Below are 14429 nucleotides of genomic sequence, written 5' to 3' on the forward strand. Positions count from 1 at the left end.
ATCTAATTTTTCTTATGGTAAATGAATAGTAATATAGGCCTGTTCAGCTGGTGCAGTAATAATATTCTGATATTGTGCAAGTGAAGTATTTTGCTGTTTTTCCAACATATAATACAAACCGCCAAAAGCTAAAACTGCAAATAGCATGAATAAAATTAAAATCCACATGAATGGCAATTCGCGGTGAATGATGTGTTTAATTTGATCTGGAAGAGCAGAAAAGGGGGAAAATGCAGCTTTTTTACCTTTTAAATAATCAATTTCATCCCCGACACGAGAGACTAAACTATTTAAGTTTTCGATTGATTCTATACGGTATTTGCCATGAAAGCCTAAAAGCATGCAGTAATGATAGACCTCTAAAGCCGGCAGGCGTTCTTTACCCTTGCTGCGGATTTCTTCAAGTTTTTCAAAAAACCGGTAACCGGCTAATTGAGATCCAAAAAGCATCAGCTGCAGCGGGTTCAGCATCCAATTATTTTGCAAATCAAAAAAACGCGGATCCTGCTGTGTGACGATTGTTTCATCAAGTAAGGCGCAATATGCATATTTAGCGTCTTGAATATCGTCGGCGTTAAATTGCAGCTTACGCGCCTGCTGATCAAAGCGATTTAAAAGATCTATAATTTTTTCTCTAAATTGCTCAGGATTTGACGGTACATATTGGTTTTTCAGCAAGAATACAATGTAAAAACCATCATGCAGTAGATCAATCATATTGGCTGATTGCACATTCGTTTTTACATCATTTTGAGTCGGGACATAACTTGTACCGATTGCATGATCTTCAAAAAGTGAGGGGGCGTTTGTTTTTATATTCATTTTGCCTTATCCATTCATTACAGCAATAAGTTCGATAGAAATATCTTGGAATCCAGCTGGGATGTAAATACAGATAGACTCAGACTCCAGCATGCGCTGATAAAGTTCGCCATTTGGTTCCACTTCAAAATAAGTAACACCAGATCGAACAGGAATAGCCGTAGGCACTTGCATTAAATGCTGTAAATTAACGGCTGGCAAAGCAGCCATCACGCGCTGTTCAACATCAACTGTGCTGCCGACTTTGAACCTTAACGGCACATAAGAAATAATGTCATGCGCAGGCATAGTTCCGCTCGAAACAGCCAGATACATACGGGTATCACGGGTAATTTTATCGGACTCCAAACTGCCGAGCCAATAGGATGGCCGTGTTTCTTTCAGGGCGATACTGATATAGCGGTTAGAAATAATGGTGTCGAGCAAGTCGCGTAAAATCAAATCCAGCTGATCGAAGCATTCTCGTAAGTTATGGTGCTTATATTGCGGCAGCTGATCTATTTCATAAGCAGTGGAAAAGGTCAGCAGTGACCCCGTTAAACGAAGCAATTCAAAATATAAACGTTCTGGGTGAATATGCGGATATTGTAATAAATGGTTTAAGGTTGCATGTGCCGTATTAAGAGCATTCACCAGCCAAAAAGAGACAATATCACCAGAACGAAATTCGATCAGTTTTTGCGCATTTTCGCGGTTGTTCTCTTGAATGGTTTTAATTTTAGCTTGAATGACTTGAAGAGTACGCTTCAAAGATGTCAATAAAGAATCACATGCATGAATATGCAAAATTGGCGGTATAAACTGAAGATCAAGAATAAAATTTCCTGAACTCTGACGCTTAATCCGGCCAATGGGAAGATATAAATAGCCATCTAACTGCTGTGCTGGTTCATGTGATAGTTCAAATAATTTCAACTCAGCACGGCGCTGCAATAATGTAATTTCTGCACTTGAAGCATCAGTAAATAAATCATGCGTTTCCGTTAAACTGCTATGGTATCGGCTAGATTGGGTTTGCTGATCAAAACTGACGTTTTTCTTATTTGGCTGCAATACTGGAAGGGCTAAATAAATCTGCATTTCACCGCGTAAATTGAGTTCATCCAGCTGTATAGGTTCTGGCAGCAAATCTCGAGCAGGAGCATGATAAATTTCACCGTCTTGCCAAATCATTTCGATTTTATTTAAAGCCAGCTGATATGTGCCAAGGCGTGTTTCATCAAATTCTAAATGCTGTATTCCATAAGAAAAAGGCACTGTTGCACGTATCGTGTGATTCAAGCGCTGTTCATGATAAGCATCTTGTAACTGAAAATGCTGCGGGCGCAAGAACAAACCTTCGCCCCATAATATTTTTTCTGCTTTAAACATGAGTTTTACCAATCGTTTGTATCATTTTGTACGCCCAATACTTCTTGAATATTTGCCAGCGGGTTTTCATTTTTAATGACATGAGTCAGCCATTCGTGCAAAGGCATTTGACTCCACTTTATGGTCTTCTGCAGCATATAACTAACAGGGCTATGCGGTTCATTTAACTGAAAATATTCAGCAATATCCTGTAGAACCTGCATCGCTTGTTCACGGTTAGCAAGATGATTTTGCGGCTGGGCCTGAAAGCGCTGTTCTGCGCTGTTCTGCTGAACATGCATGACTTGATTTTCCTGCATATGAGAATATTCTGAACTTAAATCCGAATTTATTGCAGCAGATATTACTGATGAGGATGAGGCTGCTACAGTGAAAGTATCTGCTTTATATATTTTTTTAAGATTAATCTGAATATTTTCAATTTGGCTGTCAATAGAAGAATAGCTAGGCGCATCTAAATCCATTAATTCATCCAACGTTTCTTTTAACTGCTGCCATTTGCTGAGAATATCTAAAAACTGCTGATAGTTTTGATACTGTATCTGCTTAGATGTGCTGCTTAATGCCCGCTCAAAATTTTCAAGGTTATTTTCTGCAGAAACATCTTCTTCGGCATCTTGCTGATGTTTGCGCTTTTGATTTTCTTGATATAAAAATGATTCATAATCAGCTAAGTTAAAATACGGCGATGAGTTCACAATAGGAACTTTTTTTAGCACGACTGGCAAAAGGCCAATAAATCCCTGCAGTAAGCCAAGGCGCTGATCTAAATCTTCATCCTCAATTTCAGGAAAAATTTGCAGCCAATATAGCTCTAAACTTTTCTGCAGCAGCTCTAAACTTTTTGCGATGCCATCAAAACCGTATAAATTTGACCATGCTTCCATCAGCCAAGTATAAACCCGAATATCTTTGGTTTTTTCTGACAGCAATATGACTGACTGCGATGCAACAAATGACCAGTCTGCTTGTTTTAGCTCAGAAACCCAATCACCTTGCTCTAATAAAGTATCATCTTGTGTCTTGGCTTTTTTAATCGCCTGAAACTCGTTAGAAAAGGCGTAGTCAGCACCGCAAGGGTGCTCCTCACTGATTGGGCTTAGTAAAATATCGAGCTCTAAACTCATATATAGACCTTTATTTCTTTGTTCTTCAATTTATATTGTTCTGCTGATGGCTTAAACCTCAGAAGTTTTAACTTTTTTATTGCCCGTTTTTTTAGTTTTTCTGTTTACTGGCGCAGGATCAAGCAAATAAACAATCTCATCATTTTTAACTTGAATTTCAATCAGAGAAGGAAGTTTTTGATCACTCATTGCAACCAGCATTTCTGTAGCAAGCGCAGGTAAAATCGTAGCATTTAAAATATTGTCTACATTACGTGCACCGCTATCAACTTCTGTGCATCGGCTCAATAAAAGTTCAGCCAATTCATCGGTATACTTGACTGCAGCTGCATATTGCTTCTCTATGCGAGCAATAATTTTTCCTAATTTATGATGAATAATACGAATCAGCATATCATCATGCAGCGGGAAATATGGAACAATACGCATACGGCCTAAAAATGCGGGTTTAAATTGCTTATATAAACTAGGCTTAAGCAACTCCAGCATTTCATCGGCATCTGGCCATTCTTCATATGGGGTGTTTAAACACGCTTGCATAATCGCACTTGATCCCGCATTGGAAGTCAGTAAGATTGTTGTATTTTTAAAATCAATGATTCGTCCTTCACCATCTTCTAAAGTGCCTTTATCAAAGACTTGGTAAAAAAGCTCCTGAACATCTTGATGCGCCTTTTCAATTTCATCCAGCAATATGACACTGTATGGATTACGGCGTACAGCTTCAGTTAAAACACCGCCTTGTCCATACCCCACATAGCCAGGAGGAGCGCCTTTTAAAGAAGAAACGGTATGCGCTTCTTGATATTCCGACATATTGATTGTAATTAAATGCGACTCTCCGCCATATAGCTCATTGGCAAGCGCTAGAGCAGTTTCAGTTTTACCTACACCGCTTGGCCCAACGAGCATAAATACACCTTGCGGTTTATTCGGATCTTCTAATTTTGCTTTAGATGTTTTTATGCCTTTTACCAATTGATGCATAGCATCATCTTGCCCCATCACCCGCTGAGCGAGTCTATCTTCTAAACTCAAAATTTGCTTAATTTCATCGTTCACCATTTTTCCAACAGGAATACCCGTCCAATCGGAAATAATCTCATTTATCATCTGTGCATTAACACGCTCATAGACGAGTGGGGAGGCGCCTTGCAAAAGTTGTAAATCCTTACGAAGCTCAATTCGCTGTTCTTCAGTATTAATATGAGAACAGTCAGCTGTATTACGATCTAAGTGCTGAATTTTTTTAACTAAATTTAACTCTTTCTGCCACTGCTTTTGAACAGCCTGAGCCTCTTCTTGTAATTGTGAAATTTCATCACGCAGGGCTGTTAGCCGTTCATGATGTATTGGCAGTGTTTTATGTTCATTTTCAATAATATTGAATTCTAGATTCAAATTATGCAGCTTCGCCTGCAGCTGATCCAGTTTAACTGGCTGTGCATTTTGCGTCAGTGCTACACGGGCTGCTGCCGTATCCAATACGCTAATTGCTTTATCTGGAAGCTGACGGCTGCTGATATAGCGGTGTGAAGAATGCACCGCGGTAACGACGGCTTCATCATCAATTTGCAAGTTAAAATGTTCAGACATTACTGGGATCATCGCCCGAAGCATATCAATAGCAACATCTTCCGTCGGCTCTTCAACTTTAACCACTTGAAAACGGCGGCTTAAAGCTGCATCTTTTTCAAAATATTGCTTATATTCCGCCCAAGTTGTTGCCGCAATGGTACGAAGTTCACCGCGGGCCAAAGCTGGTTTGAGCAGGTTTGCAGCATCATTTTGTCCTGCTTGTCCGCCTGCGCCAATTAGAGTGTGGGCCTCATCAATAAACAAAATGATTGGGTGCGCTGAGGCTTGTACTTCTTTGATCACTTGTTTAAGGCGGTTTTCAAATTCGCCTTTAACACTCGCACCTGCCTGTAAAAGCCCCATATCTAAAGTATGCAGCTGTACATTTTTTAAAGCATCAGGTACTTGCTGCGCGGCAATTTTCAGCGCTAAGCCTTCTACAACAGCTGTTTTTCCAACACCTGGTTCACCAGTCAAAATCGGATTGTTTTGACGGCGGCGCATGAGAATATCAAGCATTAAACGAATTTCAAATTCTCGGCCAATAACGGGGTCAATTCCGCCATTTATGGCTTTATCCGTTAAGTTAATCGTATACTGATCTAAGGCTGGTGTTTTTACTGAGTGCTGTACAGCCTCGGATGAGGCAGCTTCTGGCTGGTTGATTTCAATATTCGAATTTTCTGTACTGTTACGGCAAATATCTAAAAATTGATGCTTCATTGTGTCAATTGGAAAGCGCTCAAATAAAGAAGATGCGCGAACCGCAATTTGATACAAATCTGGCGCTGTCAGCAAAGCAGTTAAAAGATGGCCGCTTCGAATCATTGGATTCTGATCTGCTGAAGCCAAGAGCCAAGCTTGCTCAAGTAAGCGCACAATGCTCTTCGCAAAAATAGGGGTTCTGCTGTTACCTTTTGGCAAATGGGAGATGCTTTCGTTCAAATCCTGAATCAAATCATCTGCTGATATTTTATATTTTTGGGTCAGCAGGACTAAATCATTTTGTTCATTCTTGAGAAGTTCTAAGAAAAAATGTTCAAACTCGATCTCATAATTTTGCTGACTAATGCAGCTATTTGCAGATTTTTCGAGGCAAATTCTGGCAACTGGTGATAATTTAGTGATCAAAATTTTTAAACTATTCATAGTGTTCTCAGTTAAATTTCAACAATCAGCAAATGAGTTTTCTAATAGCTGTTGCTGTATTTTTCTATCTATTCTTAAATTAATTGTTTTTAATTAATAATTTACATTGAGCAGGGCAAAATGTGAGCGTTATTGTACATATTTTTTAGAAAAAAAGACAAAAAAAATGAATTTTTTTGATAAAAATAAAAAATGCAAGAACATTTACTATCAAAATAGATCATTTATTTAAAATATTACTTGACTAAACCTGATCATTTTTTGTTAAATCGCCACCATATTTCATAAACATAAAGAGTGAATCTTTAATTGCATTCAGTGCGTGTAGGGATTCATGTGAAAATTATTATTAATTTATTATAAAGAATACAACGAGGCAGTCTTGAAAAAGCATACTCTTATTATATCGTTTGCTCTTATAGCAGGCTTAAGTCAGTTCTCGTCCGCAAATGACCAAATCAGCAGCTTAAAAAAATCTTGCTTAAAAGATTATCCAGCTGCTATTGGTGAGACGGATCAAGAATTACTGCAGCTCTATAGCCAGCTGTGTGATAAAAGCAATAAGAAAAATACAGTTCTGCAGCAAGAGATTTCAACAGCGATTGCAGCGCGTTATCAAGCGATCGGTAAAAATTTAAAATCATTGCAAGTAATTGAAGATTTGAAGTTACATAATATCAATACCTCTGAACTGACTGATATTTCATTTTTAGCAGGTATTGGGATTGCGCAACAATCAGCGGATCAAATGCGTACAGCTGAATTGCGTTCTTTATCTGAGAAAACCTATGCACCAGCAAAGAAATTAAGTGAAACAATTCAATTTGCGCAGCCAACGATTGAAAAAACAACTGCTCAAGACAATACTGAAAAATCGGCCAGTAAAGCAAAAACGAAAAAGTCTAAACAATCAGTAAAAACAAAATCCTCAGAAAAATCATCTGCTGCCTCAGTCAAAACACACAAGGCCCCAGCAAAGCCTGCTCCAGCTGCCAAAAAAGAATCTGTGCAAACTAAACCAAGCTCTGCATCTGGTTTTTCACCTTTTTCTGCTCTTAAATAAAAATTAAAAGGAAATAACACTATGTCTAAACGTGAAAGCGTACAAAAAAAATTACAGCGCATTCGTCCTCCACGCGTACAGTTAACCTACGACGTCGAAGTTGGTGATGGCCGTGAAGTAAAAGAACTGCCTTTTGTAGTGGGGGTGTTGGGTGACTTTTCTGCAGCGTCAGAACTGGAAAAAATTAAATTAAAAGATAAAAAATTTATCAATGTTGATTTAGATAATATTGATGAGGTCATGGAGTCTTTAGCGCCGCGAGCAAAGTTTCAAGTGGACAATACGCTGACCGAAGACGCCGGTAAAATAAATATTGATTTAACATTCAATAGTATGGCTGATTTTACTCCAGAACATGTTGTTCAGCAGGTTGATCCTTTGCGTAAATTGGTCGCAGCCCGCGAACGTCTAACAGATTTACGCAATAAAATTTCCAATAGCGAACGTTTAGAAGATCTATTAGACGACGTTTTACAAAATACAGATCAAGTACGCAAATTGAGTGCGGAGGCAGAACATGAATAATTTGAATACTGCGCAAAATACATCAGAAGATGTACTGGAATATTCTTTATTAGATTCGATTGTCGAGCAAAGCCGTATTGCGCGAAATGATCAAGAGCATGTGCGTGCTAAAAGCTTAATTGGCGCGCTGGCAAAAGAAGTCATGGCTGGGACCATTACGGTTTCTGAAAATATGACTTTATCTATCGATAAACGTATAGCAGAAATTGATGCCTTAATTTCACAGCAGCTCAGCCAAATTATGCATCATGAAGAATTTCAAAAAATTGAATCTACATGGCGCGGCTTATACTATTTCTGCCAAGAAACACCTTCACATTCTTTAATTAAAATCCGTATGCTGAACACCACTAAAAAAGAGCTGGTGAAAGATTTTCAGGGGGCCACTGATTTTGATCAAAGCACACTGTTTAAAAAGATTTATGAAGAAGAATATGGTTCATTCGGCGGTGCGCCATATGCAACGTTGATTGGCGACTTTGAATTTGACCGCACGCCATCAGACATATATTTATTAGAGCAAATTTCTCATGTTGCTGCCGCTGCGCATGCCCCATTTATTTCTGCAGCAAATCCAGCAATGTTTGGCCTTGAATCATTTACAGATATCGACCGTCCTCGTGATGTATCAAAAATATTTGAAACTGCCGAATATGTGCAATGGCGCTCATTCCGTGAAAGTGATGATGCCCGTTATGTTGCCCTGACCATGCCTCGTGTATTAGGCCGCTTGCCGTATCACCCGAAAGAGGGCACGGCAACTGAAGGTTTTAACTATGTCGAAGAAGTTTCTGGCGAAAATCATAACGAATATTTATGGATGAATGCGGCATATGCATTTGCGACACGTTTAACCAATGCATTTGACAATCATGGCTGGTGTGCGGCTATTCGCGGTGTTGAAGGCGGAGGTTTGGTTGAAGGTTTGCCGGTACATACTTTTAAAACACATGATGGTGAAGTTGTATTTAAATGCCCAACTGAAATTGCAATTACAGACCGCCGCGAAAAAGAATTAAGCGATTTAGGCTTTGTACCTTTAGTGCATTGTAAAAATACAGATTACGCAGCATTTTTCGGTGCTCAATCTGCTCAAAAACCTAAAAAGTACGATAATGATTCTGCAAATGCGAACTCGGCTCTTTCTAGCCAAATTCAATACATTATGGCGGTATCGCGTATTGCTCATTATTTAAAAGCCATGATGCGTGACAAAGTTGGCAGTTTTGCATCGGCAGGGAATGTCGAAGCCTTTTTAAATAGCTGGCTTTCACAATATGTATTACTGGATGACGGCGCTTCGCAAGAAGCAAAAGCTCAGTATCCTTTGCGTGAAGCGTCAGTAAAAGTTGTAGAAAATCCAGCAGAGCCTGGGCACTACAAGTCTGTGGTTTTTTTAAGACCGCATTTCCAGCTGGATGAGTTATCAGTGTCTTTGAGACTCGTTACTGAGCTTCCTCAGTCGTCAAATTAAATCAGAATTGATGCAGTAAAATAACTTTTAATAATAGGAAAATTACAACAATGAAAGATATATACGTACAGTTTCGCGGAAAATACAAAGTAGATGGCGAATCTCGTGATACAGAGCATAAAAGCTGGCTTGAGGTGAACTCTTGGTCACATAATATTCGTCAGCCAAAATCTGCAACATCTTCAAGCGTTGGCGGCCATACTGCTGAACGTGTAGAACATGCAGATATGATCTTTGTTAAAGATTTGGATGCAACAAGCCCTAAACTTTGGGAAGCATGTTCTGCTGGTCATACTTTTGATGAAGTTCAAATCGACTTTTACCGTGCTAATGGCGATAAGCGTATTAAATATCTTCAAATTAAGCTTAAGCATGTATTGATTTCTAGCGTTACGCCGAGCGTAAGCGATGAAGGTGTGCCGCATGAAGCATTTGGCTTGAAATACGCTGCTGTAGAGTGGACATATACTCAGCAAGATATTAACGGCACGCAAAAAGGCGCTGTGACGAAGAAATGGTCACTTTCTAATAATACGGCTTCTTACGCCGCTTAAATTTTTCAAAAGAATAGAGGCTGGCATCAGCTGGCCTCTATTCTATTTTATTGAATAAGAAGAATATGAATTTAGATCAACTGTATCCTTTTGGATTTCGAACAACATTATTCGACCGTATGCTGCCCATTCAGGATCAATTGCAGCAGGGGCTTTCTTTACAGGAGCTGCGGGACTCTGTTGCTGCTGATTTAGAGGATTTATTGAATAGCCGAATCGCAAATTTAAAAGAATCAATTGATGATTTTCCATTAGCAAAAAAATCAATTTTGCAATTTGGCATTATTGATTTTGTTGGACTGTCTACTGCAAATCCATCGGACCGTGACAAAATTTGCCAGTCTATTGCTCAGTCTATTGCAGCGCATGAGCCGCGCTTAAAACAGATCTGTGTAGAAATGTTGATGGAAGAAAATAACATGGGGGCGCTTTGCCTCAGTATTCAAGCTTTTTTAAATATTCATCCACTATATGAACCTGTCATTTTTGATGCACTACTTAAACCGACAACACAACAATATGTTATTTCATCTAGATCATAAGCAGGTTCACCGTGATTGAAGAACTGCTTCCATATTACGAAAAGCAATTGCAGGAATTTGCCCAGCAATCTCGTGATTTTGCAAATAAGTATCCTAAAATTGCTCAGCGCTTGTCTCTAAATCAAGAGCAAATTGACGACCCTCATATTGAGCGTTTAATTCAGGCATTTTCATTAGTTGCTGCCCGTATTGATAAAAAACTCGCCGACAGCTATGACGTATTTACCCATGCATTATTTGAGGTTATGTTTCCTCAATATCTGAAACCATTTCCAGCATGTTCAATTGTTTCATTTGAAGATATTAATAAAATTAAAGCTTTAACGGATATACATGAAATTCCGAGCGCATCTATTTTAAAAGCTAAAAGCATTCGCGGTGTACAATGCGAATATCGTACAACGCAAAATACGGCGCTATTGCCTATTTCATTAGAAGCGCTGCAATTCAAAACCCATCCAACGGCGCAAATGCATGTAGATCACAATGCGACATTGTGTTTGTGTTTTACTGTTTTTAATCAAACTCACCTAAAGCTTGCACAGCAAAAGTTGCCGATTTATTTAGATGCAATTTCAAATTTTCCATTGCACGTATTGGACAGCATCTTTAAAAAAGGAACAGGTTTTTCAATAAAAGCTGGAAATGCTGTCTTTGATATTGAAAATCCATTTGAAATCATGGGGCTAGAAGAGTATCAAAGCCTATTGCCAGTTGACTTGCATACGCATCAAGCTTACCGGCTGTTGATGGAATATTTTTGTTTTGCAGAAAAATTTAACTTTCTTCATTTAGATTTAAATTTTTTAACACAAATTAACCCGCAGCAAAACCATTTTGAAGTGCAGATTCATTTTAAACTTAATTTGAATGATCAAGTATCAATACGAAATTACTCAGAGTTAAGCGCTGCTAATTTCAAACTGTTTTCTGCGCCTGTGGTGAATTTATTTAATAAACAGGCCGAGCCGCAAAAGATCAATCATAAGAGAATGGAATATCCATTAATTACCGATTCCCATCATCCTGAGTATTATCAAGTTTACTCCATTGAACGTATGCAGATGGTGCGTGAAAAAAGTTCACAGGAAGAAGTAAGGCATACAATATTGCCTTTCTTTGCAATGAGCCATTATCAGCATGAAAATAATCAGTTTTTTTATAGTCTGAATACCGCATCTGCAAAGCCTGCAGAGTATAGCTTGACATATAGTATTGTCTCGAAATCACTGTCACCCGCAAGCACACAATCTGATTTTATCAGTACAGAACTGCTGTGTTCTAACCGTGATTTACCGCATGAAAGCTATAACAAAGATCAGAATATATTAAGCCTGAATGATCATAGTCTTGCCCGCCGCGCACTCATGCTCAGAAGGCCAACAATGCCATATTATTTTGAACAGCATAAACATGAAAAATGGCGCATTATTTCCCATCTTTCTTTAAATAATATGTCTTTAATGAAAGGGGATGCTCTGGCTCATTTTAAAGAGCTTTTAGAACTTTATAACCTTCCAAAATCTAAAGAAAATCAAATTATTATTAATTCTTTAAAAGCAATTGAATTTTCTTTGACTCAAAAGTTAGTGAATGCCAAACCTTTTCCTCTTTTTGCCCGAGGCCTCAAGATGAGAGTTGGCATAGACAGCGAAGTATTTCGAGGCTTCAGCATTTACGTCTTTAGTCAAATTCTGACTCAGATTGTAAATTTAAAAGTCAATATGAACAGTTTTGCCGATGTCGAAATTTACGATATGCAAACTCAGCAGGAGCTATACCAATGCGTTCAGAACGTTGGTGGCAAGAAGCTTCTGTAATTCAAGGGTTATTTAATAACCCCAAGAGTTTTGAATTTGTTCAAGCTGTACGGTTATTGCGCCATGAATTTATCAGTGCCGAACGGCATTGGGCCAGTGATTTTAATTTCAGCAGCTCGTTAAATCTCAATTTTCCGCTAAATGAAATTGAATCTTTAGAGCTGAAAGATCAGCAGATTCAGCTTACAAATTTAATTGTGGGTTTAACGGGAATGCAAGGGGCATTGCCGTACAGCTATACAAATAAAATTAAGTTGAGCGGGCGGCAGCAGCGCGATGAAACGCTGAAATTTTTAACCTTATTTAACCATAAGCTGACTTCGCAATATGTTGATGCCAGCATTAATTATCATTTGCCAATACGTTATGAAATTGAAAATGAAAACAGTTATTTAAATATTATTCATGCCTTAAATGGCTATGTGCGTGATCAGCATAAGCAGCCTGATTTAGATGATTATTTTGCAGAATTTTCTGGATTGATGCAGGGGCAGAGCAATAATGTATATGCCTTGAAAACGATGCTGCGCTGTATCTTTGGCTTCGATTTTTCTATTGCTGAATTTTTGCCTGAAAAGTTTAAATTAGAAGCAGAACAAAAAACCTGTCTTGGCGGCAAACAGCCTAGTCTATTGGGATTGAATACATTTTGCGGTGAAACCGTTTCTCAAATTGATGAAAAAATTGAAATCGAAATTGGCCCGCTTAGCCATAAAGAATATTTACAATTTTTACCCAATCAAACGTTGAGCAGCAAGTTAAAACGCTTACTAGAGTCATGGTGCAGTCCAACACTTCAAGTGGATATTCGTTTGAAATTAAAACAACAAGAACAGCAAGCCGTCAGACTTGGCTCGGACAATCCTGCAGGATTGTCTAAAGGCGCTTTTCTGATGCCTCTGCAGCGGCAGGATAATACTGAAACCTGCTATGCATTAATTGGGAGACAGCAATGATTAAGCTGGTCATCAGTACTTTTATTGGTTTAGCCGTCATCGTTAGCGGGTGTGTTATTTATTATTGGCGAGACACGGCTTATGATCCTACTGGTTTAAATCTGATTCAATATTTTCTTCTTATCCCTTTGCTGTTAACAGCAGTTTTGCTGTCTCCAGTGTTTATAGTTAAAGCTGTAAAGGCTTATAAAGAAAAAAAGCAAGAACAGCGAAAAGCAGAAGAAGCGTTCAAAGAACAGCAGAATGCTGATCAAGTTGAATTAAACAGGCCTAAACCAGCGCCTAGTGAGCAATTTAAATTAAATATTTTTAGCGCTGCTGCTGTTCATCATTTTGGTGAAAATGAGCAGATTATTGAAAATATTAAAAACTTTAAAAGCCCTCAGCTAGATCAGAAGTTATTGAATCAATATGGTTTGCCAATTTTATCTTACCGGATTTCAGAGCTGGATGAGCTGGTTGAAAATGCGGATTTAGACGATGAAAATATAGATACGCCTATGCTGAGTATCCGTGAGAAACGTATTCATGCGCTTATTCAGCAGCAGCTGGAACAGCATAGTTTAAGTTTGGCAACGATTGCAGAACATCTAAAAAAATCGGCTATGTTTTATGACACGGAACTGGCTTATCAATACCGTATGCACCCGCGCTGGATTGATCCCAATGCAGAAGAAAACGCAGCTGAAGAACTGGCCGCAGAAACAGTGCCGCGTTTAGATCGTCTGGTCATTCATTTTGTGCTGGCAGATAATTTAGTTCATCAATGGACGGATAGCAGCAGTCAATTTATTTTAGATGGCCTCATGGCGCTTTATGCTGTTTTACCTCAGCAACTGCAGGCTGAACATCACTTTTTAAGTAAACAAAATGCATATCAAGATTGGATGCAGCTGTTAAAAAATACGTCAAATCACGATTCAGAAGTTCATTTATGGATCAGTGCCGATTCTGAAATTGATCAAGAATGTTTAGATGAGCGTTTTTGGCTAAATGAGCAATATATTGCAGCGGAATACGCATCCAGCTGGTGTACTGCAAATTTGAATACCCATGTTGAGAACCTCGAACCGCAAAGAACTTTAAAGTGCGCGTTAAATGAGCCTCAGCTGCCTGAATTTATGCAATTAAATCGGTTAAATGAGCTAGACCAATTTAAAGAAGATGAGCCTTTTTTACTGGTTTTAGATGATGCTGCAGATATTAAAGTATCTAAAAAGCTGCAGCAGGCATTTGCAGCTACAGCCATTGAAATGCATCATTTTTTATTTACAAAACAAAATGCAGGTCATACGCAGAATTTGGCGCAAGTATTTGGTTTTATGTTGGGCATTCATCTTCCAGAAGATGTAACCAGTATGATTTACAGTACAGAATTAAGTAATTCTTATGCATTTTTAAGCACATTGGACTTAGAAGATGCTGAAGAAAACATCGTAAAAATTTAA

The 14429-nt window shown here is 38.5% G+C and carries 12 protein-coding genes; 8 read left to right on the plus strand and 4 right to left on the minus strand.

All coding sequences use genetic code 11. The features are described from left to right. Positions 1 to 12: 12 nt before the first annotated feature. The 4 genes from icmH to tssH are packed head-to-tail and all read right to left on the minus strand — an operon-like array spanning position 13 to position 6047. Complete coding sequence (gene icmH, locus D7V32_RS14150; protein WP_120403487.1) at positions 13 to 822, minus strand: type IVB secretion system protein IcmH/DotU; 810 nt, start codon at positions 820 to 822, stop codon at positions 13 to 15. Positions 823 to 828: 6 nt separating this feature from the next. After that, positions 829 to 2193 carry a type VI secretion system baseplate subunit TssK gene (gene tssK / locus D7V32_RS14155; RefSeq protein WP_120403488.1) on the minus strand — a complete coding sequence of 455 codons (1365 nt, stop codon included), beginning with the start codon at positions 2191 to 2193 and terminating at the stop codon, positions 829 to 831. Between the two features lie 5 nt (positions 2194 to 2198). Then, positions 2199 to 3320 carry a type VI secretion system protein TssA gene (gene tssA, locus D7V32_RS14160; protein WP_120403489.1) on the minus strand — a complete coding sequence of 374 codons (1122 nt, stop codon included), beginning with the start codon at positions 3318 to 3320 and terminating at the stop codon, positions 2199 to 2201. A 51-nt stretch (positions 3321 to 3371) separates the two neighbouring features. Then, the gene (tssH, locus tag D7V32_RS14165; protein WP_120403490.1) at positions 3372 to 6047 is read right to left on the minus strand and encodes a type VI secretion system ATPase TssH; all 2676 of its coding nucleotides are present in this window, start codon (positions 6045 to 6047) and stop codon (positions 3372 to 3374) included. A 382-nt stretch (positions 6048 to 6429) separates the two neighbouring features. Here tssH and D7V32_RS14170 point away from each other — a divergent pair, with 382 nt between their 5' ends. The 8 genes from D7V32_RS14170 (at position 6430) to D7V32_RS14205 (ending at position 14429) form a co-directional block, all read left to right on the plus strand. Continuing rightward, the gene (locus tag D7V32_RS14170; RefSeq protein ID WP_120403491.1) at positions 6430 to 7110 is read left to right on the plus strand and encodes a hypothetical protein; all 681 of its coding nucleotides are present in this window, start codon (positions 6430 to 6432) and stop codon (positions 7108 to 7110) included. 21 nt (positions 7111 to 7131) lie between these two features. Continuing rightward, entirely contained in the window at positions 7132 to 7635 is a 504-nt protein-coding gene (gene tssB, locus D7V32_RS14175; RefSeq protein WP_120403492.1) for a type VI secretion system contractile sheath small subunit, read from the plus strand. Next, the gene (tssC, locus tag D7V32_RS14180) at positions 7628 to 9109 is read left to right on the plus strand and encodes a type VI secretion system contractile sheath large subunit (protein WP_120403493.1); all 1482 of its coding nucleotides are present in this window, start codon (positions 7628 to 7630) and stop codon (positions 9107 to 9109) included. Before tssB ends, tssC begins: the two co-directional genes overlap by 8 nt. Before the next feature lie 50 nt (positions 9110 to 9159). Next, on the plus strand, positions 9160 to 9663 hold the full coding sequence (locus tag D7V32_RS14185) for an Hcp family type VI secretion system effector (RefSeq protein WP_120403494.1): 504 nt from the start codon (positions 9160 to 9162) through the stop codon (positions 9661 to 9663). A 65-nt stretch (positions 9664 to 9728) separates the two neighbouring features. After that, on the plus strand, positions 9729 to 10205 hold the full coding sequence (gene tssE, locus D7V32_RS14190; protein ID WP_120403495.1) for a type VI secretion system baseplate subunit TssE: 477 nt from the start codon (positions 9729 to 9731) through the stop codon (positions 10203 to 10205). 11 nt (positions 10206 to 10216) lie between these two features. After that, complete coding sequence (tssF, locus tag D7V32_RS14195; RefSeq protein ID WP_120403496.1) at positions 10217 to 12025, plus strand: type VI secretion system baseplate subunit TssF; 1809 nt, start codon at positions 10217 to 10219, stop codon at positions 12023 to 12025. Further along, on the plus strand, positions 11989 to 12981 hold the full coding sequence (tssG, locus tag D7V32_RS14200; protein WP_120403497.1) for a type VI secretion system baseplate subunit TssG: 993 nt from the start codon (positions 11989 to 11991) through the stop codon (positions 12979 to 12981). Before tssF ends, tssG begins: the two co-directional genes overlap by 37 nt. Then, on the plus strand, positions 12978 to 14429 hold the full coding sequence (locus D7V32_RS14205) for a hypothetical protein (RefSeq protein WP_120403498.1): 1452 nt from the start codon (positions 12978 to 12980) through the stop codon (positions 14427 to 14429). The genes tssG and D7V32_RS14205 overlap by 4 nt, the downstream gene beginning before the upstream one ends.

This window comes from Acinetobacter tianfuensis (genome assembly GCF_003611465.1).
Taxonomy (GTDB): Bacteria; Pseudomonadota; Gammaproteobacteria; order Pseudomonadales; family Moraxellaceae; genus Acinetobacter; species Acinetobacter tianfuensis.